Below are 20,385 nucleotides of genomic sequence, written 5' to 3'. Positions count from 1 at the left end.
GAACAGCTCTGCCGGACCCGACCGTCCGCAACCGGGCTCGCAAGGACCTCGAAGGTGAGGGGACACGTGCTCCGTCAAGTGACCTTCAGGCTCACGGCGGTCTGTCTCATTCGGTCGGTCCGGCTGCGGGCGCCCGTTGATCGTGAGCGTTCGGGATCTCGTCGTACGGGCCCGCGGGCATGACCCGTTCGCGTGAAAAGGCGGGCCGGCCTCCCAGGACCCGGCATGACGCACACCGCCGCGGGGATCACCCCGTCAGCGGGTGCGCAGCGATCGGCAAGAGGGAGCCTGGGCGTGAGTGATGTCGTGTTCGTCGCGGATTTCGCTTCTGAACTGCAGTGGGTCGCCGGGCGCTCCTGGGCGTACCCGGACGGGGGCCCCACCAACCCGGGCGACGACAAGCTCGACCATCTCACCCAGGATCCCGCCTACAGCCGCGACGGCGCCTTCCGCGCCACCCGCCGGCCCGACGGACTGTGGGACGCCGGTCTGCTCACGACCGAGGAGAGCGAGGAGGGCTTCATGGTCCGCACCGGCGACCGGCTGGAGACCAGAGTGCGGTTGCCGGTCGAGGAGGGTGCCTGGCCGGCGATCTGGACCTGGCGGGACGGCGGCAACGAGGTCGACGTCTTCGAGTACCACCCCGACAACCCGGACCTGCTGGAGTTCACCAACCACGTCCGCCGCAGCAGCAGTTACGTCCGCGACAGCGCCGTCTCCCCCGGAGGCGTGATCACTCTGAGCGTGACGTTCGGCAGGAGGAGTGTCATCTGGCTGCTCAACGGCAATGAGGTCTTCGCCGACGGCCGCGGCGTCGGGCCCGACTGGCACGCCTCCCTCATCGTCAACCTGTCCGTCTGCGCGGGCCGTTACCATCCGAGGCCGGACGACTCCGTGGACGAGTTGTCGTACGGGGTGGAGAGCCTGGTGGTGCGTCGTCGGGCCTGACGACAAGCGCGGCGCAGTGCGCACGCGTGGCGGATCGCGCCCCTACGGCCAGCACCATGAGGACCGCTGTGCAGCCTCCCAGAAGCATGACCGTGGACGGGGAGGTGCGGTCCAGGGCGACTCCCCCGGCGAGTGCGCCGAGCGAGATCGTCGCCTGGAAGGAAGCGGTGAACAGCACCGATGCCGCTTCCGGGGCGTGCGGGGCGGCCTTGGCGAACCAGGTCTGCGACGCGACGGGTACGGCGCCGTACGCGATGCCCCACACGATCAGCAGGATCACCGCGCCGGACTCCCAGCGGCCCGCGAGGGGAAGCAGGAGAGTCGCTACGGCGATCAGGGCGCCCGCGGCTCCGAAGACGGACCGCGGAGACCGGGCCACCCAGGCCCCGCCCAGGAAGTTGCCGAGGATGCCGGCGGCGCCGTAGAGCAGCAGGAAGGTGGTGATCAGACCACCGCCGGCGTGGGTGACCTGTTCCAGGAACGGGGTCACGTAGGTGTAGGTGCCGAAGTGAGCCAGCACGACGAGGAACGTCAGCAGCAGGGCGAAGCGCGTGTTTCCGCTGCGCAGCACGTCGTGGAGCATGCCCAGCCGGGTGGCCTGAACCGGAGGAAGCGGCGGCACGAACCAGAGCAGCATGACCAGGACACCGACCGTCAGAACTCCCATGGCCGTGAATGCCGTTCGCCATCCGGCGAGATCCCCGACGAGGGTGCCCACAGGCACGCCGAGGACGGAACCGAGCGGTACGGCGGAGAAGATCACCGCGGTCGCCCGGCCGACAGCGGGCGGCGGGACCAGCCGTTCGGCCAGCCCGGCTCCGATGGACCAGAAGCCGCCGATCGTGATCCCGACCAGGATCCGGGAGACGAGTACGAGCCAGTAGTGAGGTGCCGCGGCGGCAAGGAAGTTCGCCAGCGCCAGCAGGAGCGTCAGGCCGCACAGCATCAGGCGGCGGTCGAAGCCGGCGGTGGCAGCGGTGACCACTGGAGCGGCGATCGCGGCGAGGAAGCCGGGCATGGTCATCATCAGTCCCGCCATCCCGTCGGAGACGGTGAAGTCGGCTCCGACCGAGGTCAGCAGACCGATCGGCAGGATCTCGGTGGTGACGATGGCGAAGATGCCCAGCATCACGGAGATCACGGCCAACCAGCCCCTCACCGGCGAGCCCACGGGTAAGAGCTGTTCGTTGACTGACGTGGTGGTCGGCATGGGTTCCGTCCTGGGAAGGCAGCACGTTGCGCGATCAGTGCAGCAGGCACCTTCGGACGGTGGCTGGCAGATCCGCGACGTCACCCCCGCGCCTGAGGGGTGACGTCGTTTTCCGGCGCACAGGCGCTGGTCGAAATGCCGGGGGACGAAGACTCCTCGCCGTATCGCGACTCTTGGAACCGCGGCCGGCGGTCACCGACAGCAGATCGCCCACCGGCCGCGGTGATCGCGGACGGTGGGCGAGGGCGCCGTGGGAGTCCCGGCGGCGGTGGGTCAGCGGGTGCTCAGCATGCCTTCGCGCAGGCGCTTCAGCAGGCGGGTGAGGAGTCGCGACACGTGCATCTGGGAGATGCCCAGGCGCTCGGCGATCTGAGCCTGGGTCAGTTCGTCCACGAAGCGCCAGTGGAGGATCTTGCGGTCGCGTTCGTCGAGTTCGGCGATCATCGGTGCGAGAGCGTGCAGGTCCTCGACGAGGCCGAGGGCGGTGTCCTCGGTGCCGATGAAGTCCTGCAGCGCGGTCTCGCCGTCCTCGCTGTTGCCGATCGTGGCGTCCAGGGAGGCGGAGGTGTAGGCGTTGGACGCCAGCCGGGCCTCGACGATCTCGTCCTCGGGCAGGCTCATGAGCTCCGACAGCTCCCGGGTCGTGGGGGTACGGCCCAAGCGGCTGCGCAGTTCGTCGGTCGCGCGGGCCAGTTCCACCCGCGCCTCCTGCAGCCGCCGCGGCACGTGCACGGCCCACGAGGTGTCACGGAAGAACCGCTTGATCTCACCCACGATGTAGGGCACCGCGAAGGAGGTGAACTCGACCTCGCGGGAGATCTCGAACCGGTCGATCGCCTTGATCAGGCCGATCATGCCGACCTGGACGATGTCCTCCATCTCCTGCGGCCCACGACTGCGGAACCGGCCCGCCGCGTAGCGGACCAGGGACATGTTCATCTCGATCAGCGTGTTCCGGGCGTGCTGGAACTCTTCCGTTCCCTCCTCCAGCACCGCCAGTCGGTCGAAGAACAGCCTCGACAGCTCCCGCGCGTCCCGCGGTGCCACCTGTGACGCCTCCACACCCTCCAAGACGTCCGTGGTCCGCTCACCAGCCTGCACGGTCGTCGAAACCATCACACACCCCTCCCATTCGGCACTCCCGGACTGCCGGCCCACGGACCGGCAGTTTCGCGCGTACCCCGGATCGGCTGCCCCACACCATCTTCGCCACCGAATTCACGAATTTCAGTTCTGGCGTTGGCGTCACCACGTGACCAGTCAACCGCGACCGGAGGTGGGGGCGAGTACCGGCTCGGGGTTGGGCGGGGCGCCGGGGGTCTCCACGCTGACGCGGGGCAGCCGGCGGTCGAGCCAGCCGGGCAGCCACCAGGTGGCGTTGGCCATGATCGCCATGACCGCCGGGACGAGCACCATCCGGACGATCGTCGCGTCGAGCACGATCGCCGTCGCCAGCCCGAGGCCCATCATCTTGACCAGGGGTGAGGGGTTGGCGACGAAGCTGAGGAACACCACCGTCATGATGAGCGCGGCGGAGGTGATCACACGGCCCGTGGCCGCGATCCCCCGCGCCACCGACTCGGTGTTGTCTCCCGTGGCGTCGTACTCCTCGCGCACCAGCGACAGCAGGAACACCTCGTAGTCCATGGAGAGTCCGAACAGGACCGCGAAGAAGATCGTCGGCAGGGGTGAGGCGACCAGGAAGGTGCCGTCGAGGTTGAACAGGGCTCCGAGCCAGCCCCACTGGAACACCGCGACCACGACGCCGTACGCGCCGCCGATGGACAGCAGGTTCACCACGGCGGCCTTCAGCGGTATCACGACGGAGCGGAACACCAGCATCAGCAGCAGGAACGACGACAACAGGATCGCGCCGACGAACACCGGCAGGGTGTCGGTGAGTTGCCGGGTGAGGTCGTCGGTCATGGCGGTCGTGCCGGACACGGCGACGTTGTCCGGGACGAGGTCGCGGACGCGCTCCAGCGTCGCGGAGGTCTCGGCGTCCGCGGGTGCGGTGGTGGGGAGGGTCGGCAGCACCACGGTGTCGCCTCCCGTGGACGTCCGGGGCTCGCCGACGCTCGCGATACCGGGGTCGGCGGCGATGCGCTTCGCCAGCGCGGGGATGTCCTCGGCGTCCGCGCCGGGGGTGCGCAGGTCGGCGACGACCAGGAGTGGGGAGTTGACGCCTGGACCGAATCCCTCGGTCAGCAGGTCGTAGGCGCGGCGATGGGTGGTGGTGGTCGCGTCGTTGCCCGCGTCGGGAAAGCCCGTCTCCATCCGCAGCGCGGGCGCCGCCAGTGCCAGGAGCGCTGCCGAGGCGACGATCAGGTACGGCCAGGGCCTGCCGGACACGCGGTGGGCGAAACGCCACCATGCGGTGTCCTCGGCCCTCGCGGCGCGCTTACGGCCGAGGCGTCGCCGCTTGTGAATACGGTCCCCCAGCAAGGACAGCAGGGCCGGCAGGAGGGTGAGCGCGGTCCCGACGGCGAACAGGACGACCAGTGAGGCGCTCAGGCCGATCGAGGTCAGGAAGCCCAGGCCGGTCAGGGCGAGGGCGGCCATCGCCACGATGACGGTGCCACCGGCGAAGAGCACGGCCGCGCCCGCGGATCCCATGGCGGTCGACAGGGCTGTGGGGTTGTCCTGCCCCGCTTCGTGGTTCTCGCGGTAGCGGGCCACGATGAACAAGGCGTAGTCGATACCGACGCCCAGGCCGATCATGGCGCCGATGGTGGGGGCGGCGGTGGAGATCTCCATGGCGTTGGCCAGCAGGCTGATGCTGCCCAGGCCCGCGGCGACGGCCACCAGCGCGAGCACGATCGGGACCAGCGCGGCGACGAGCGTGCCGAACACCACCACCAGGATGATCAGCGCGGCCAGCAGACCGGCCGCCTCCGCACCGGAGGTGGGTGTCTCGGCGTTGATGAAGACGGCGTCGCCGCCGAGCTCGGCGACGACGCCGTCGCGCCGCAACGGTTCGACCGCTTCGGTCAGCGCTTCGATCCGGGCGGGAACGACGTCCATCACGGGCACGTCGAAGGTGACCTCGGCGAAGCCGATCCGCCCGTCGGACGAAATCGTGCCGGCCTGGAAGGGATCGGTCACCGTGGCGACCTGCTCCACCTTGGCCATCTGTGCGACCGCCGAGTCGATGTCAGGGCGGTGGCGTTCGAGTCGCTGCCCCTCCGGTGCGGCGAACACGGCCATGGCGCTCCCCCTGGATGCCTCCGGGAAGCGCTCTTCGAGCAGCTCCATCGCCTCCTCGCTCTGGCTGCCGGGCGCGACCAGGTCGTCGACGAACGAACCGCCGGCCGTCGCGGCGACGGGCAGCAACAGGAGCAGGGCGACCCCCCAGGCGGCGATGGTGGCCCACGGCCGGCGGACACTCGCCCCGCCGATGCGTCGGGTGATTCGGTTCATGGCTGCGTGGGCTCCTGTCAGAGGGCCGCCGCCGAGGTCCGTTGCGCGTCGGCGGCACGAGTCGTGAGCTCATCCATCGTCGGCGCCGGGGCGGCCGCTGTCCCCGGCCGCCGGAGGGGTTCCGCGCTCCCGCCCGAGGCGGGGAAATCGACGTAGCACCTCCCCCTGGAGACGGAGAGGCGGATCCGCCCACCGACGGGTGACGACGTCTTCGGCCCGCACTTACGATGGCGACGCGTGGCCCCTGCTGATCGAGGTCAGCGCACCAACAGCCCTGTGATGGAGCGATGATGAACCGCACGGCACAGCCTGCCGGGACGCCGGTCCGCAGCGTGCCGTCCAAGTTCCACGGCCCCTTCGTCCGTTGGCCGCGAGCCGCGGACGCCACCCTCGCCCTCGTCCTGTTCCTGGCCGTGACGTTCCTGGAGGAAGGTCCGGGAGACAGTCTGGTCTTCCGCCCGCTCCCCGACCTCCCCCCGCCGGTCCTCCTGCTGTTCTCGGCGGCCGGCGCGGCCCTCTACTGGCGCCGGCGCAGACCGACCGCGGTCATGGGCGTGGCCCTCGCGTCCTGGGCCCCCACGCTGGGCAGCAGCTACGCCATGCTCGGCGGCTTCGTGCTCGTCTCGCTCTACAGCGTCGGACGGCATACCGACGACAAGCGGTGGGGCCCCCTCGGCATCGTGGCGGCGGTCGCCGCGAGCACGATCGACGGGCTGCTCCAGTCCCTCCCCTGGGGGGAGATCGGCTTCTGCTACCTGTTCATGGGCGGGGCCTGGTACTTCGGGCGACGCCTGCGGCTGCGTGCCGAGCGCGCCGTCCAGCGCAGTCAGGAACAGGCCGCCGAGGCACAGCGCATCGTCGTCGAGGAGCGCACCCACATCGCCCGCGAACTGCACGACGTGGTCGCTCACCGGGTGAGCATGATGACCGTGCAGGCCGGTGCCGCCCGGATGGTGGCCGCCGAGGATCCGCAGGGTGCCCTGGAGGCGATGACCGCGGTCGAGGAGGCCGGACGCCAGGCCCTGGACGAGCTGCGGCACCTGTTGGGAGTGCTGCGCCCGAAGACCGAGCGGGACGGGCTCGGCCCCCAGCCCGGTCTGCCCGATCTGCCCCGGCTCATCACGCAGGTCCGCGAGGCCGGACTCGACGTCTCGCTCACCGACGGCCTCCACGCTCCCCTCCCGGCCCGCGTCGAGCTCTCGGTGTACCGCATCGTCCAGGAGGCCCTGACCAACGTGCTCAAGCACAGCGGACCGCACACGCACACCGAGGTACGCCTCCGGCACGACCGGACCTGCCCCGGCATCACCGTCGAAGTCCTCGACGACGGCGGGGGCGCAGCCCTCCAGTCCGTCTCCGCTGCCGGCCACGCGGGCACGGGCGGCCACGGGATCGTCGGGATGCGGGAGCGGGCCCTCCTGCTCGGCGGCACCCTCGACGCGGGGCCGCGCCCCGGCGGCGGGTTCCGGCTCACCGCCCATCTGCCCGTCCAGGGCGAGGCCACGTGACCATCCGCGTCGTCGTCGCCGACGACCAGGCGCTGGTCCGCCGCGGCTTCACCATGATCCTCCGGATGAGCGACGCCATCGAGGTCGTCGCCGAGGCGGGCACCGGACTCGAGGCGATCGAGGCGGCCCGCCGAGAGCGCCCGGACGTGGTCCTCATGGACATCCGCATGCCCGAGATGGACGGCCTCGAAGCGACCTCCGTCATCCTGCGGGAGGCCGACTGGCCGGTGCGCGTACTGATCCTGACCACGTTCGACCCGGACGAATACGTCTACGAAGCCCTGCGCGCCGGAGCCAGCGCCTTCGTCCTCAAGGACATTCCGCCGGAACAACTCGCCGTCGCGGTGAGCACTGTGGCCGAGGGAGGCGCCCTGCTCGCCCCGTCGATCACTCGGCGGCTCATCGACCAGTTCGCCGAGCGCCGCGTCGTCAGCTCCGCCGCTTCGGGCCGCGTGGCACGACTGACCGAACGCGAACGCGAGGTCGTCGTCGCCGTGGCCCGGGGCGCGAGCAACTCGGAGATCGCCGAGCAGTTGTTCATCGGTGCCGCGACCGTCAAATCACATGTGTCGAGCGTTCTCGCCAAGCTCGGCCTGCGGGACCGGATCCAGATCGTGATCTTCGCCTACGAGAGCGGCCTCGTCGAAGCCGGCGACCACGACGTCGGTCATTGAAGGGGTCCTTGAGTCCGGGGCTACCCTCCCTACCGAAACGATCAACGGATCGGGCCGGAGGGCGGGGCATGAGCATGGACACGGTGACGGTTTCCCACGCCGAGGGCTGGGACGCCGAAGCCCGTCGCGCGTACCGGCCGTTGACGCGAGCGCAAGCGGTGGAACGGGACACAGCCGGGGACCCCTATGTGGTGTTGCACCAGTTCCCGGTCAGTGGGCCTACGACGAATGCGGGCGACGAACCAACGATGTGGACCTGCGGCTGACAGTGGAAATCCTCCCCGGGGGCACCGGCTCGTTCAACACCCTGGCCGATGTGCCGGCGGAACGGCGCTGGCACCACCGGTCCGCGTTCGGAGTCGGGGCGGCCCCTCTTCCAGCCGGGCAATCCCTTCCCCATGGAGCCCTGGGAGGAGACACGGACAGCCGAACCTCGGCACATCGCCCTGATGCGGATTCCGACAGGGCGCTTGGCCGTGTCGGATCCGCATGACAGCCGCCCCCGTGAACTGGCGGCCGTGGTCGTCGGCGAGGGTGAGTACGGTGGGGACCGGTTTCTACAACGTCAGGCGCTTCTACAAGGCGCGGGATCGCGGCGCGTGCGAATCCCTCGGCGACGGCTACCTTCCGTACCGGGGGCGACGCCACGTGGCCGGTGTGGCTCGGCCGCTCCGCCACCGGCGCACTCGTCTCGGTCGTGGTGGTCACGTCCTACGAGTAGAACCCTTCCCGGAGTACGGCACATCGGACGCAGTACTCCGGGAAAGTGAGTCGATGGCTCAGGGCATCATCTCGTACGACCCCGACAGGGACTCGACGCGCTGCCAGACGCGCTCCGATCGTGCCGCATCGACGACCGGGCGGCGGACCGCGCCGAGTGCCCAGGACTGCTGCTGCTCGGTCGCGGAGTCCTTTCCGTGCAGTTCGATGGCGTGGGCGGAGAAGTCCCGGACGAGGACGGCGAAGAGTTCGTCCAGGACGTCCTCGTCGAGGTCCGTGAGGGCTGCCTGTTCCAGGACCAGCTGACCGTGGACGACGAGCGCGAAGAGCTGCCCGACGGCGAGGAGCAGGTCGAGGTCCCGGCTCTGCTCCTCGTCGGGGGCGGCCGTGCGGACGAACTCGCAGAGCGCGTCGGCCTGTTCGCGGAAGCGGGCGACGTTGGACAGGCGGGCGTAGGCGTCGAAGGCCGGCCGCCAGTCGTGGAAGCGCACCGAGCCGAGGCCGCGGGCCGGACCCTGGCGGAAGAGGAAGTCGTCGTCGGCCGCGTCGAGGCGGGTCGGGACGGGCTCGTAGGCGGCCGGGTCCAGGAGGTGGTTGCGCATGAACTTGAGGATCAGCGCCAGGTTGACGTGGACGGTGCCCTCCAGCTTCGGCAGGCCGCGGATCTCGACGGCGGCCTGGGCGAAGTAGTTGTCCTTCTCGAAGCCCTTGGCGGCGATGACGTCCCACATCAGGTCGATCACCTTCTCGCCCTCGGTGGTCACCTTCATCTTCGTCATCGGGTTGAAGAGGAGGTAGCGGCGGTCGTCGGGGCCCGCGGTGCGGAAGTAGTCGACGGCGCGGTCGCTGAACAGCTTCATGCCGACGAGCCGGACGTAGGCGTCGGTCAGCTCGCGCCGCACGTGCGGGAAGGCGGTGACGGGGCGGCCGTAGAGGATGCGGTTCTGCGCGTGGGTGACGGCCTCGTACATCGCGTGCTCGCAGATGCCGATCGAGGCGGTGCACAGGTTGAACTTGCCGACGTTGACGGTGTTGAGGGCGGCGTCGAAGGCGGCGCGGCCGGTGTGCAGGACGTCCGCCGGGGCCACGGGGTAGTCCTCAAGGCGGAACTCGCTGACGTACTTCGACGAGTCGACGACGTTCTTGACGAGGTGGTAGTTCGGGTGGCGGCTGTCGGCGGCGAAGAAGACGTAGCCGTCGGGGCCTTCGACGTCCGTGCGGCGGCCGAAGACGGAGACGAGGCCGGCCGCGTTGCCGTTGCCGATGTAGTACTTGGAGCCGGTGGCGCGGAAGCCGCCATCACCGTCGGGCTCCAGGAGCATGTCGGTGGAGTAGATGTCGGCGCCGTGGGTCTTCTCGGACAGGCCGAAGGCGAACACCTCGCCCTGGGAGAGCAGTTCGGCGGCGCGGGCGCGGGCGTCGGGGTTGTCGCTCTGCCAGACGGGGCCGAGGCCGAGGATGGTGACCTGCCAGGCGTACCAGTAGTCGAGGCCGTAGAAGCCGAGGATCTCGTTGAGGGCGGCTATGCGGGCGGTGTCCCAGCGCTTGTCGGCCTCGCCGTCCGCGGCGGCGGAGGCGGGGGTGAGGAAGGTCGCGAAGAGCCCTTCCTTGGCGGCGAAGGCGAGGAAGTCGCCGAGCCAGGCGCGGGTGCGGTAGTCCTCGATCAGCCGGCGCTTGCCCCGCTCCTCGAACCAGTCGACGGTGGCGCGCAGCAGCCTGCGGGTCTCCGGGTCGAAGTGCGCGGGGTCGTAGGTCCGCGGGTTGAAGAGCAGCGCGTCGGCCATGGGTGCCGCCTTTCGGCTGGTAGGGGGTGAGGGTGGGTCGGGGCGCGGGTGGGCCCGGGTGCGGGGCACGCGGGGCCGCTCGGCCCGTCAGCGACCGGCGTCGAAGCCGGCGAGTGTGGTGAGGACGTCGTCGAGCCAGGCGAGCATCATCCGCTCGTACGCGATGCCGCCGCGCAGCACCGCGTGCTGGAGTTCGCGTTCGGCGTCGAGCGGACCGCCGTCCGCCGGGGGGTCGCCGAAGTCGCGGGCCTCGCCGGCGAGGTAGTGGGCGAGCCGGTCGGCATGTGCCTGGCGGTGCCGCTCGACCTCGCTGATCAGGGCGGCCGGGTCGTCGAAGGCGGCGCCCCGGACCTTCACCGCGAGGTCGTGCCGGACGCTCTCGGGCTCGGTCGGTTCGTGGAGCCACGCGGAGAGCGCGTCCCGGCCGGGCGGGGCGACGGAGTACTCCTTCTTGTCGGGGCGCCCGTACTGCGGGACGTCCCTCACATCGACCCAGCCGTCGCTCTCCATGCGCTTGAGCACGCGGTAGATCTGCTGGTGGGTGGCGGTCCAGAAGTACCCGATGGACCGCTCGAACCGCCGGGCCAGCTCATAACCGGAGCCCGGCTTCTCCAGCAGGGAAACGAGGATCGCGTGCTCGAGCGCCATGAGGCGATCCTCCTATGCACCTCGTTGCATAGCAACGGCGGCATGGTGAGACACGGCTCACCCGGTGCGGGTCGCGTGGATCACTGCCGATGGCGAAGGGCCACGGGGACGGCTAAGAGGTACGGGCCCGCGAGCAGGAGCCGGGGAACGCCCACCGCTAACGGCATCAGACCCCACACCCAGCGCATCTGGCGCCGAGGGGGCCGGGAGAAGGCGAACGCCAAGATCGCCGCGCCCGCTGTCAGGGCCGCGTAGCCCACGTACCAGCCACGCTCGATGGCGTCGCGCCCCCACAGGCTGACGCCCGCGCTCTGCAGCTCCTCGCCGATCGCCGCCCCAATGTACTGATCGCCCCACGCGGCCGTGACGGACGCCGCCTGGCAGGCCACCAGGAACAGCAGGGAGACGAGCAGGACGGTGGGCAGGCGCTCCTCCACCTCATGCCGAACGCGCCACAGCAGGTACATCAGGAAGACCCCACCGCCGCGCCGACGAGCCACCCCTTCACCCAGACGGTGAAACGGCCGAGATCTCCGCTCGATCATCGGTCGCTGAGATTGTCCGCGGCAGCGCTGCTGTGTGTGTCGTGGAGCAGCACGAGGAGAGCTATGTCGTCGGTGCGCTGACCGCTGGTGTCGGCCTTGGTGAGCAGGGTGTCGATGAGGGCGTCCAGTGCGCGGTCGTCGGTGGCGGCGAGGTGGCGGGCGAGCCGGGTGATGGCGTCCTCGATGTCGGTGCCGGGTGTTTCGACGAGGCCGTCGGTGTAGAGGGCGAGCAGCGCTCCCTCGGGCAGGGGAACCTCCGTCACGGGGAACTCGGCGTCCGGGTCGATGCCCAGGAGCGGTCCGGGCTCCAGGGGGACGGGTCGGCTGTCGCCGTCGGGAAGGCGCAGCAGGGGCGGCGGGTGGCCGGCACTGGCGAGGGTCGCCTGCCCGCGCGCGAAGTCGAGACGGGCGTAGAGGCAGCTGGTGAACAGATCCGGGGCAAGGTCGGTGAGCAGCCGGTTGGTGCGGTGCAGGACCTGGTCAGGAGGGGTACCGAGGGTCGCGTGGGCGTGGACGGCGGTGCGCACCTGGCCCATCAGTGCCGCCGCGGCGGCGTTATGGCCCTGGACGTCGCCGATGACGGCGCCCGCCGCGGTGTCACCGAGGCGGAGCACATCGTAGAAGTCCCCGCCGATCTCCAGGCCACGGGTGGCGGGAAGGTAGCGGGCGGCGACCCGCAGCCCGGTGATGTCCGGCAGGCTGCGCGGGAGCAGGGCCTGCTGGAGGCTGTGGGCGAGGTCGTGCTTGGTGTCGTACAGGCGGGCGCGGTCGAAGGCCTGGGCGATGAGTCCGGCGAGCGAGGTCATGACGGCGCGTTCCTCGGCCGAGAACTCGTGCGGTCCGTCGTAGGACAGGATGCACACGCCGACGGGCCTGCCGGAGATGATCAGGGGCAGGAAAGCCCAGGCCTGTTTTCCGCTGATCAGCGGCGCCTCGGGGTAGTTGCGGCGCATTTCCTCCACGTCCGCGAAGAAGGCGGGGACGCCGCTGGCGAGGACCTGGCCCGCCGGCGTGAAGGAGGTGTCGAGGGCGAGGCCGTCCAGTCGCCCGATGGTGTCGGCGGAGTATCCGCGGTGACCGGTGATGTGCAGCCGGCCGGCGCTCGCGGTGGACAGCACCAGGCCCCGGGCCCCGAACGCGGGCATGATCTGGTCGGCGACCAGATCCACGACGTCCTGGACCCCGACGACCTCGGTCAGCGCGGCGGCCAGGTGTGTCAGCTGGTACAGCTGACCGGCGCGGGCGGGCGTCGCGGTGCGCGCGGACCTGCGCGGCGCCGGTTGGGGCGGCGGATGACCACCTCTGGGGATGACCCGGGCGCTGATCCCGCTGGCGTCCGGATACAGGTGGAATTCCAGCCAGTGGTCGGGCGGGCGGCACGCGGTGAACGACACGGGCTCGCGGCTGATCACCGCGGCTCGGTAGCTGTCCTCGACGGAAGGGTCGTCGAGCCAGCGCAGGGACTCCCAGGGGCGGGTGCCGAGCAGCCGCCCCGCGTCGCAGCCCAGCAGTTCGCAGGCACCGGAGCTGACGTACGTGAACCGCCCGTCCAGGTCCACGGCGCAGCTGCCGCCGGGCAGACGCTCGACGAAGTCGACGGCGGCCGTGGCCTGGTTCACGGAACGGTCGGCGGCACCGGTGGTGACGACGCGCGGCTGTTTCCGGGGGCCCGGCGTACCGCCCCGCTCGGCGACCTCCTCCAGCAGCCGTGCCAGTCGCCGGCAACCGGCGGTGATGTTGCCCCGCTCCCGTTGCGTCATGTACGGCGGTCGCGTGGCCGGCCACATCAGCAGCAGGGAGCCCCACGGGCGCACTCCGGCGACCGGCGCGGCGGCCAGGGCCAGCGGGTAGGGCAGCACGATCGCGGTGCGCGGGTAGGTGCGGGCCATCTCCTCCTGGCCACTCACCCACACCATGCGGTTCTCGCGGACGGCGTCGGCGACGGGCGCCGGAGCGGCGAGCGGAACCCTCGACCACGGTGCGGCGAACTCCAGCGGCGCCCCGCACAGCACGTCCAGGCACAGCAGCTGTCCGTCCGGTGCGAGCAGGTACAGAGCGGCGATGGACGCACCGGTCGAGCGCACTGTCTGCGCGAACACGGCGTCCAGCGCGTCGGCGTCCGGGGCCGCGTCAGCCGTACCGGTCATGCCCTTCACTCCCGTCGGGCCACGGTCCGGGAATGCCACGCATACCCGGGCCCGGCCATATCTGGACGCTACGCCCCTGAGGAACGGTCGGCACATGGTGCCGCCCTGGCCCGCGGACCGACTGATCCCGGTCGGGCTTGCGGCGGGCCTGTCGGGGCACGGGCGATCGGGCAGGAGGCAGCCCTGCCATGGCGGCGGGCACGGTCACTCCGGTGTTCGCGGCAGCGTTACGGGGAAGCTCGCCCCGCCCGCCGGCGCGCTGAAGCTGTTCCGCCGAGCCGGGGCAGCCGCAGCCGCGTGGCTATGGCCGGCGTCAGCCCGGTGCCCACGCCGCACTCTCGACGACGGCGTCGGCGATGACGATGGCGATGGCGATGGCGGCGCTAGGTTGCTGTGGCGTGCTGAGTGCGCGCCTCGACCTTGCCCGGATCCGGGCGGCACGCCAGGTGATCGATCCGCTGTCTCGCGGCACTCCGCTGTGCCGGTGCGAGGCCCTGGAACCGGACCTCGGGTGCGCGGTCAGCGTCAAGCTCGAGACGGCGAACCCGGTCCGAGGTTTCAAGGCCAGCGGCACCGAGGTCGTGGCGAGCCTGCTCGCCGAGCGAGGCCCCCGGGCAGTGGTGTGCGCCAGCGCGGGCAACCTCGGCCAAGCCCTCGCCTGGTCCGCACGGCACCGAGGACTCGACGTGACCGTCATGGCCTCCCGCCATGCCACGGCGGCCGAACTCGACCGCATCCGCGCACTGGGCGTCCGGCTGGAACTGGCGGACACCACCCCGCCGTTCGACGCCGTCCTGATCGCCCTCGGCGGCGGAGCCCTCGCCACCGGCACCGACTCTGCCCACACCATCGCCGACGGGACGGCGGCTCCCTTCCACGCGTCGTGACCAGGTGAATCTGACACCTGGTCGGACAACTCTCGGCATGCGATTCCGCCACTGTGTCATTACCGCTAACTTGCCATAAATCACCATATATTGGACGTGAGATGTCCAGGTGAACTCACAAGATGAAGGGCCGTCCATGGCGTTGAAGCCACGCGCACGTCTGAGAACCAACCTCACCGTAGGCGTCATGGCGACCGCGGCCATCCTCCCGGGCCCGGCACAAGCCCAACCCGTCGAGGCGGCGCCGCTGTTCGAACAGCAGGTTATCTTCAGAGCGCCCGAGGATCCGGGCTACGCGTGTTTCCGGATCCCGGCGATCGTGCGGACGACCCAGGGCACGCTGCTCGCGTTCGCCGAGGGCCGCGTCGACACCTGCGGTGACGCGGGCGACATCGACATCGTGCTGAAGCGCTCGACCGACGGCGGCCGCACCTGGGGACCGCTCCAGGTCGTCAGCGAGGGCCGCGGTGACACGCACGGCAACCCGGCTCCGATCGTCGACCGCAGGACCGGTCGCATCCTCCTCCCCCAGGCCCACAACCCGCCGTCCACGACCGGCGACAGCTGCGACGCCCCCTGCGACCGCAAGCCTCATCTGCAGTACAGCGACGACGACGGCCGCACCTGGTCAGAGCCGCGCGACCTGAGCGCGCAGATCATGCCCCCGCACTGGAACTCCTGGTACGCCACCGGCCCCGTCCACGGCATCCAGCTCAGCCGCGGCAGCCACGCCGGACGGCTGGTCTTCACCGTCAACGCCGAGACATGGAACGGCAGCCGGGTCACGGCCAATCACGCGGCCCTCATGGTCAGCGACGACGGCGGCGACACCTGGCGGCGAGGCGCCACCGACTCCTGGCCCGTCGCCGCCGACGGCACCTTCCGCCAGAAGCCGTCCGAACTCACCCTCACCGAACGCACCGACGGCGCCATTCTGGTCAGCGGCCGCGAGCAGGACGGCACCGACCTCGGCCACCGCACCCAGGCCGTCAGCCAGGACGGCGGCGACAGCTTCACCGGCCGGTTCCAAAGCCTCCCGGACCTGTACACCCCGCAGGTCCAGGGCTCGACGCTGGTGCTGGGCAACCGCATCCTGCTGTCCTGCCCCGGCGATCCGGACCGCCGCCGGACCATGATGATCCGCTCCTCCTACGACGGCGGCGCCACCTGGGAGAGCGTGGACCGCGGCACCGTGGTGAGCCGGGACTGGGCGGGCTACTCCGACCTTGTGCACATCGGTGGCAGCGTGGTGGGGCTGATGTACGAGGCCGGCACCGTCGACGCCCGGGACGAGATCCGCTTCGCCCGCCTCAACGACGAGCGGCTCACAGCGCGCCGCGGCCCCGACCCCACCACTCCCGACGGCGCCGCGTCCGCCCAGCCGGCGAGCGTCCTCGGCGGCGCCTCCACCACGGACGGCGTCTTCGGCGGAGCCCTTGTCTTCGACGGCGCCAACGACGCCGTGCGCCTGCCCTACCGCACCCAACTCCCCCTCGGCACGCAGGACTTCACGGCCTCTCTGTGGTTCCGTTACACCAGGACCACGGGCGAGCAGCCCTTGCTGTGGGTGGGCGGCATCGGTGCCACGCAGCCCCAGTTCTGGCTGCGCGGCGAACCGGCGAACAACCGGCTGCGCGGCCTGATGACGGTGCGCAGCGGCCCGATGTCCCGCTGGTCGACGTCCATCAGCACCACCACCGCCTACAACGACGGGCAATGGCACCACGTCGCGCTGCGCCGCGGTGGCGGACAGCTCACCCTGTTCGTCGACGGCCAACCGATCAGTTGGGCGGACGTGCCCGGATCCGTCAGCGACACCTCGCCGTTCGGCGTCCACATCGGTCAGCGGATGGACGGCCGGGCCTTCTTCTCCGGCAGCATCGACGAGGTCCGCGTCTGGAACCGGGCCCTGACCGCCGACGAACTCACCCGCGTACGCAGGACGAACACCGGCCCGACCTCAGGCACCGTCCTGTGGCTGCCCCTGGACCAGGTGGCTGCCGGCCGCTGACATCCCTGGTGCGTAGTGGCGCAAGTAGTCACGCGCCTGGGGCTCGAGTGCGGAGAGTTCCTTGCCATGGAGGGCATGCCAGAGACGGTTCTCGGTCCAGAACCGACAGGCGAACTCCTCGAACGACGGTGCGCACCAAAGGATCGCGGCCCTTTGCTCCTCCGCATCGTCGAGATCGGCCCCCGTCTCCTCGCCCTCGTGCCGTGCCTCGTACTCGTATGCGTAGTCGAGACAGGAGTGCACCACGGACACCTCACCCGAAGGACGGAGGTAGAGGTACCAGATGACGCAGTCCTGCTGGTCCCGCAGGAAGCGCACGAGGAAGGCACCAGGCTCGACCGGACTGGGCAAGGGCTCCGAGATGTCGGTCCAGCAGCAGGTCACGGAGACCTCGTCCAGCGAGCGGTGCAGCTTCGAGTCGGCGTGGAAGATGACGAAGTCCCGAGGCAGCGTCAAGCCCTTGGCCGCGAGGCTCTCGGCCAGGCGATCGAGCACCGCGACCCGTTCGGGAACAGGTTCACCGGTACCACCGAGCCATTGGAAGGCGCCCGTGAACTCGGTGGAGTCGAGCGGCGGCAGGCTTTCATAGGAGTAGTACTCGTACGTGGAGCGGCAGGGCCGGTACTCACCCAGGTCGGTGGCACACCAAGCAGAGTCGAAACCCAGCGAGGACACGTCAGCCCCTGATGGTTCAGCCATGGGCTCCCCATTGATCACCGTGTGCGGAGTTGTCGGCGTCAGCATCGCACCACCCACTGACACAGCATCGAAGGGAGGCGTCGAGGTGATCGAGCCGGCGGTGCCGTAACGCGTCCGCCGGCGCGGCTCTGACGCAGGTCACGATCCATGGCTTCCTCCCCGCCCACCCTGACCGACAGGCCTGCGCCGGGACCGCGTCACGACATCGTCGGCCTCGGCACCTGAGCACAAGGGCCGGGAACCCGCGGCGCGGGGATCCACGGAGCGGGGCAGCCGCCTCCGGGTCCGTACAATTTGAGGCCGAACGACCGTACGGCGGCCCGCTGCCGTGCGGTCCCGCACCGACCTCGGAGGAGCCGCCGTGCCCGGCCAGCGATCGATCACCGAAGCCGAGAAGCTCGCCTCGGCGAAGCTCGGCGGCGTCCCGATCCGCCGGGAGCAGATGGCGGCCGTGGCGAACATCTACCGGGCCGCCTCCGCGGTGCGCCAGCATCTGGAGAACTCCGTGCTGCGCGGCTCGGACCTGACCTGGACGGCGTTCGTGGTGCTGTGGGTCGTGTGGGTGTGGGGCGAGTCGGAGACCCGGCACGTGGCCGAGGAGGCCGGGATCTCCAAGGGCACGCTGACGGGCGTGGCACGGACGCTGGAGTCACGCGGGCTGCTGCGCCGCGCCGACCACCCCACCGACGGCCGCCTGGTCCTGCTGAGCCTGACGGACAAGGGCGAGGACCTCATGCAGCGGCTCTTCCCCGAGTTCAACGAGGAGGAGGCGTTCGTGACCGCCCGGCTCAGCGACTCCGAGTGCCGGGGGCTCGCGGAGTCGCTGCGCAGCGTGGTGCTCCAGGTCGAGGAGCAGGGCGAGGAGCGCCGTAAGGCCCTGATGGGTGACGCCCGGCCCGCCCCGCGGCGCAGCGGGAGGCGGGCGCGGGGCTGACCGGCCGTCGCCGGGGAGGCACACACCCCTCAAGCACGTCGGCGCGCGGCCTCCACCAGTGCGTCGAACAGCCGCTGTTGTACGGGGTCCTTGTCGGCGGTGTCCTCCGGGTGCCACTGGACGGCGGTGAACCAGCCGCGGGTGCCCGGGAGTTCGAGGGCTTCGACGGTTCCGTCGGCGGCTGTCGCGGTGGGGGTGAGGCCGGTGCCGAGGGTGGCAACCCGCTGGTGGTGGTAGCAGGAGGCGTCGAGCTTCTCCGCGCCGAGGGTCTGTTCCAGGAGGCTGCCCCGGGCGACGCGGACCGGGTGGACGCGGTGGCGGTGATCCAGGTCGGGGCCGCCCATGTCCTGTTCCAGGGTGCCGCTCAGGGCGACGTTGACGACTTGCAGGCCCCGGCAGATCGCGAGCAGCGGCAGGCCCGACTCCAGGGCGGCGCGGGCGACTTGCAGGTCGAAGGTGTCCTGGAGGTCGTCCACGTCGTAGACGCTGCTGTGCGTGTCGGCGGCACCGTAGCGGTGCGGGGCGAGGTCGCCGCCGCCGGGGAGGAGGACGCCGTCGAAGCGGGCGAGGCGGGCGGCGGTACCGGTGTCGGCGGGGTGGATGCTCGCCGGTTCGCCGCCCGCCCGCCACACGGCCTCGATCAGCATGCGGGCGTTGACCTCGGCCGCGAAGCGCAGGGCCGAGGTGGTGGCGGAGAAGCGGGCCGGTACGGCGATCAGGGGGCGGGTCACAGCTGGATCCAGGTCGTCTTGAGTTCGGTGTACTTCTCCAGGGCGTGCGCGGACTTGTCCCGGCCGTTGCCGGACTGCTTCATGCCGCCGAAGGGCACGGTCAGGTCGCCCTCCTCGTAGCAGTTGACCCAGACCGTCCCGGCCTTCAGTGCGCGGGAGACCCGGTGGGCGGTGGAGAGGTCGGCGGTCCACAGGCCGGCGGCGAGGCCGTACTCGGTGGCGTTGGCCAGCCGTACCGCCTCGTCGATGTCGTCGAAGGTGAGCACGGACAGGACCGGTCCGAAGATCTCCTCGCGGGCCAGGCGCATGCCGGGGTCGACGCGGTCGAAGACGGTGGGGCGCAGGTAGGTGCCGCCGGTGTCCGCCAGGGTGGGTTCGCCGCCGGTGCGCAGGCGGGCGCCCTCCTCGCGGCCGGTGGCGATGTGATCGCGTACGCGGTCCAGGTGGGCCTGGCCGACGAGCGCGCCCATCTCGGTCGACGGGTCGAGCGGGTCGCCGACGCGGAGTTCCTCGGCGCGGCGCACGATGGCGTCCGTGACGCGTTCGGCGATCGAGGAGTGGACCAGGAGCCGCGAGGGGGCGGTGCACATCTCGCCCTGGTTGAAGAAGATGCCCCAGGCGGCGGTGGCCGCGGCCCGGTCCAGGTCGGGGGCGTCGGGCAGGATGATGTTGGGCGACTTGCCGCCCAGCTCCAGCCAGACCCGCTTGAGGTTGGAGTCGGCCGCGTAGTGCAGGAAGTGGCGGCCGACGGCGGTGGAGCCGGTGAAGGCGAGGACGTCCACGTCGGGGTGCAGGCCCAGCGCCCGCCCGGCCACCGGACCGTTGCCGTTGATCACGTTGAGGACGCCGGGCGGCAGCCCGGCCTCGGTCGCGATCCGGCCCAGCGTCAGGGCGGACAGGGGCGAGTTCTCCGACGGCTTCAGTACGACCGTGCAGCCGGCGGCCAGCGCCGGGGCGACCTTCCAACTGGCCAGCGTCAGGGGGAAGTTCCAGGGGACGACCGCGCCGACCACTCCGGCCGGTTCACGGGTGACCAGGGCGAGGGCGTCGGGGGCGGTGTGCGGGGCGTCGTCGGTGAGTTTGTCGGCGAGTTGGCCGTACCAGCGGAAGGTGTTGATCGCGGCGCGCAGTTCGATGTCGTGGGCGTCGGTGATCGGTTTGCCCATCTCCAGGGTGACGGTGAGGGCGAGCTTCTCCCGCTGTTCTTCGAGGAGTTCGGCGATGCGCAGCAGGACGCGGCCGCGGTCGGCGGGGGCCAGGCGGGGCCAGGGGCCGGTGTCGAAGGCGCGGCGGGCGGCGGCGACGGCGTGGTCGACCTCGGCCTGCCGCGCGTCGGCGACGTGGGTGAGGATCTGTCCGTCGCGGGGTGAGACGACCTCGAAGGCGGTGCCTGCCCCGGGTTCGTCGATTCCGTCGATGTGGTGCTGGGTGGGCAGGTCGAGTGCCTTGGCCCGGCGCAGCAGGTCGTCGTGGGTGACGTCCAGCATGGGGTTCCTTGTCTGGGGTGGGCGGGGCCCGG

15 protein-coding genes and 1 pseudogene are annotated in these 20,385 nt (G+C 70.8%); 6 read left to right on the top strand and 10 right to left on the bottom strand.

Annotated features, from left to right (window positions below):
• The first annotated feature begins 294 nt into the window (after positions 1-294).
• Complete coding sequence (locus AC068Z_RS06740) at positions 295-948, top strand: LamG domain-containing protein (protein ID WP_478552969.1); 654 nt, start codon at positions 295-297, stop codon at positions 946-948.
• Here the strand turns inward: AC068Z_RS06740 and AC068Z_RS06735 are convergent.
• The 3 genes from AC068Z_RS06735 to AC068Z_RS06725 form a co-directional block, all read right to left on the bottom strand.
• Entirely contained in the window at positions 845-2,158 is a 1,314-nt protein-coding gene (locus AC068Z_RS06735) for an MFS transporter (RefSeq protein WP_478552967.1), read from the bottom strand. The two genes, AC068Z_RS06740 and AC068Z_RS06735, sit on opposite strands and share 104 nt — an antisense overlap.
• 273 nt (positions 2,159-2,431) lie before the next feature.
• Positions 2,432-3,274: a SigB/SigF/SigG family RNA polymerase sigma factor gene (locus AC068Z_RS06730; RefSeq protein WP_478552966.1), complete on the bottom strand. Its 843-nt coding sequence runs from the start codon at positions 3,272-3,274 to the stop codon at positions 2,432-2,434.
• 144 nt (positions 3,275-3,418) lie between these two features.
• A complete protein-coding gene (locus tag AC068Z_RS06725) occupies positions 3,419-5,578 on the bottom strand; it encodes an MMPL family transporter (RefSeq protein WP_478552964.1) in 2,160 nt (719 codons plus the stop codon).
• Positions 5,579-5,868: 290 nt separating this feature from the next.
• Between AC068Z_RS06725 and AC068Z_RS06720 the strand changes: the two genes are divergently transcribed.
• Both AC068Z_RS06720 and AC068Z_RS06715 read left to right on the top strand, forming a co-directional pair.
• Positions 5,869-7,086, top strand: coding sequence for a sensor histidine kinase (locus tag AC068Z_RS06720; RefSeq protein WP_478552963.1), 1,218 nt, complete (start codon positions 5,869-5,871; stop codon positions 7,084-7,086).
• Positions 7,083-7,760: a response regulator gene (locus AC068Z_RS06715; RefSeq protein ID WP_478552962.1), complete on the top strand. Its 678-nt coding sequence runs from the start codon at positions 7,083-7,085 to the stop codon at positions 7,758-7,760. Before AC068Z_RS06720 ends, AC068Z_RS06715 begins: the two co-directional genes overlap by 4 nt.
• Before the next feature lie 779 nt (positions 7,761-8,539).
• Here AC068Z_RS06715 and AC068Z_RS06710 read toward each other — a convergent pair.
• The 4 genes from AC068Z_RS06710 to AC068Z_RS06695 form a co-directional block, all read right to left on the bottom strand.
• Positions 8,540-10,264 (bottom strand): acyl-CoA dehydrogenase family protein, encoded by a 1,725-nt coding sequence (locus AC068Z_RS06710; protein ID WP_478552961.1) that lies wholly within the window; start codon positions 10,262-10,264, stop codon positions 8,540-8,542.
• 87 nt (positions 10,265-10,351) lie between these two features.
• A complete protein-coding gene (locus tag AC068Z_RS06705; protein WP_478552959.1) occupies positions 10,352-10,912 on the bottom strand; it encodes a PadR family transcriptional regulator in 561 nt (186 codons plus the stop codon).
• A gap of 80 nt (positions 10,913-10,992) precedes the next feature.
• A complete protein-coding gene (locus AC068Z_RS06700) occupies positions 10,993-11,412 on the bottom strand; it encodes a hypothetical protein (protein ID WP_478552957.1) in 420 nt (139 codons plus the stop codon).
• Positions 11,413-11,453: 41 nt separating this feature from the next.
• Entirely contained in the window at positions 11,454-13,604 is a 2,151-nt protein-coding gene (locus AC068Z_RS06695) for a SpoIIE family protein phosphatase (protein WP_478552955.1), read from the bottom strand.
• A gap of 374 nt (positions 13,605-13,978) precedes the next feature.
• Between AC068Z_RS06695 and AC068Z_RS06690 the strand changes: the two are divergent.
• Positions 13,979-14,434, top strand: a pseudogene (locus AC068Z_RS06690) (pyridoxal-phosphate dependent enzyme); the annotation flags it as partial.
• 244 nt (positions 14,435-14,678) lie between these two features.
• Positions 14,679-16,502, top strand: coding sequence for an exo-alpha-sialidase (locus AC068Z_RS06685; RefSeq protein ID WP_478552953.1), 1,824 nt, complete (start codon positions 14,679-14,681; stop codon positions 16,500-16,502).
• Here AC068Z_RS06685 and AC068Z_RS06680 read toward each other — a convergent pair.
• On the bottom strand, positions 16,452-17,177 hold the full coding sequence (locus AC068Z_RS06680) for a hypothetical protein (protein ID WP_478552952.1): 726 nt from the start codon (positions 17,175-17,177) through the stop codon (positions 16,452-16,454). The genes AC068Z_RS06685 and AC068Z_RS06680 overlap by 51 nt on opposite strands.
• A gap of 385 nt (positions 17,178-17,562) precedes the next feature.
• On the opposite strand from AC068Z_RS06680, the gene AC068Z_RS06675 reads away from it, so the two are divergent.
• Entirely contained in the window at positions 17,563-18,135 is a 573-nt protein-coding gene (locus tag AC068Z_RS06675; protein WP_478552950.1) for a MarR family winged helix-turn-helix transcriptional regulator, read from the top strand.
• A 29-nt stretch (positions 18,136-18,164) separates the two neighbouring features.
• On the opposite strand, the gene AC068Z_RS06670 is transcribed toward AC068Z_RS06675, so the two are convergent.
• A complete protein-coding gene (locus tag AC068Z_RS06670; protein WP_478552948.1) occupies positions 18,165-18,866 on the bottom strand; it encodes a gamma-glutamyl-gamma-aminobutyrate hydrolase family protein in 702 nt (233 codons plus the stop codon).
• The gene (locus AC068Z_RS06665; RefSeq protein ID WP_478552946.1) at positions 18,863-20,353 is read right to left on the bottom strand and encodes an aldehyde dehydrogenase; all 1,491 of its coding nucleotides are present in this window, start codon (positions 20,351-20,353) and stop codon (positions 18,863-18,865) included. Before AC068Z_RS06665 ends, AC068Z_RS06670 begins: the two co-directional genes overlap by 4 nt.
• Between the last annotated feature and the right edge of the window lie 32 nt (positions 20,354-20,385).

Source organism: Streptomyces sp. NPDC043726 (genome assembly GCF_056436565.1).
This window is presented reverse-complemented; position numbering and strand designations above follow the sequence as displayed.

Coding starts and splice junctions, on each gene's coding strand:
- AC068Z_RS06685 (WP_478552953.1), top strand. CDS start 14,679: ATGGCGACCGCGGCCATCCTCCCGGGCCCGGCACAAGCCCAACCCGTC.
- AC068Z_RS06665 (WP_478552946.1), bottom strand. CDS start 20,353: ATGCTGGACGTCACCCACGACGACCTGCTGCGCCGGGCCAAGGCACTC.
- AC068Z_RS06730 (WP_478552966.1), bottom strand. CDS start 3,274: ATGGTTTCGACGACCGTGCAGGCTGGTGAGCGGACCACGGACGTCTTG.
- AC068Z_RS06710 (WP_478552961.1), bottom strand. CDS start 10,264: ATGGCCGACGCGCTGCTCTTCAACCCGCGGACCTACGACCCCGCGCAC.
- AC068Z_RS06720 (WP_478552963.1), top strand. CDS start 5,869: ATGAACCGCACGGCACAGCCTGCCGGGACGCCGGTCCGCAGCGTGCCG.
- AC068Z_RS06725 (WP_478552964.1), bottom strand. CDS start 5,578: ATGAACCGAATCACCCGACGCATCGGCGGGGCGAGTGTCCGCCGGCCG.
- AC068Z_RS06705 (WP_478552959.1), bottom strand. CDS start 10,912: ATGGCGCTCGAGCACGCGATCCTCGTTTCCCTGCTGGAGAAGCCGGGC.
- AC068Z_RS06735 (WP_478552967.1), bottom strand. CDS start 2,158: ATGCCGACCACCACGTCAGTCAACGAACAGCTCTTACCCGTGGGCTCG.
- AC068Z_RS06695 (WP_478552955.1), bottom strand. CDS start 13,604: ATGACCGGTACGGCTGACGCGGCCCCGGACGCCGACGCGCTGGACGCC.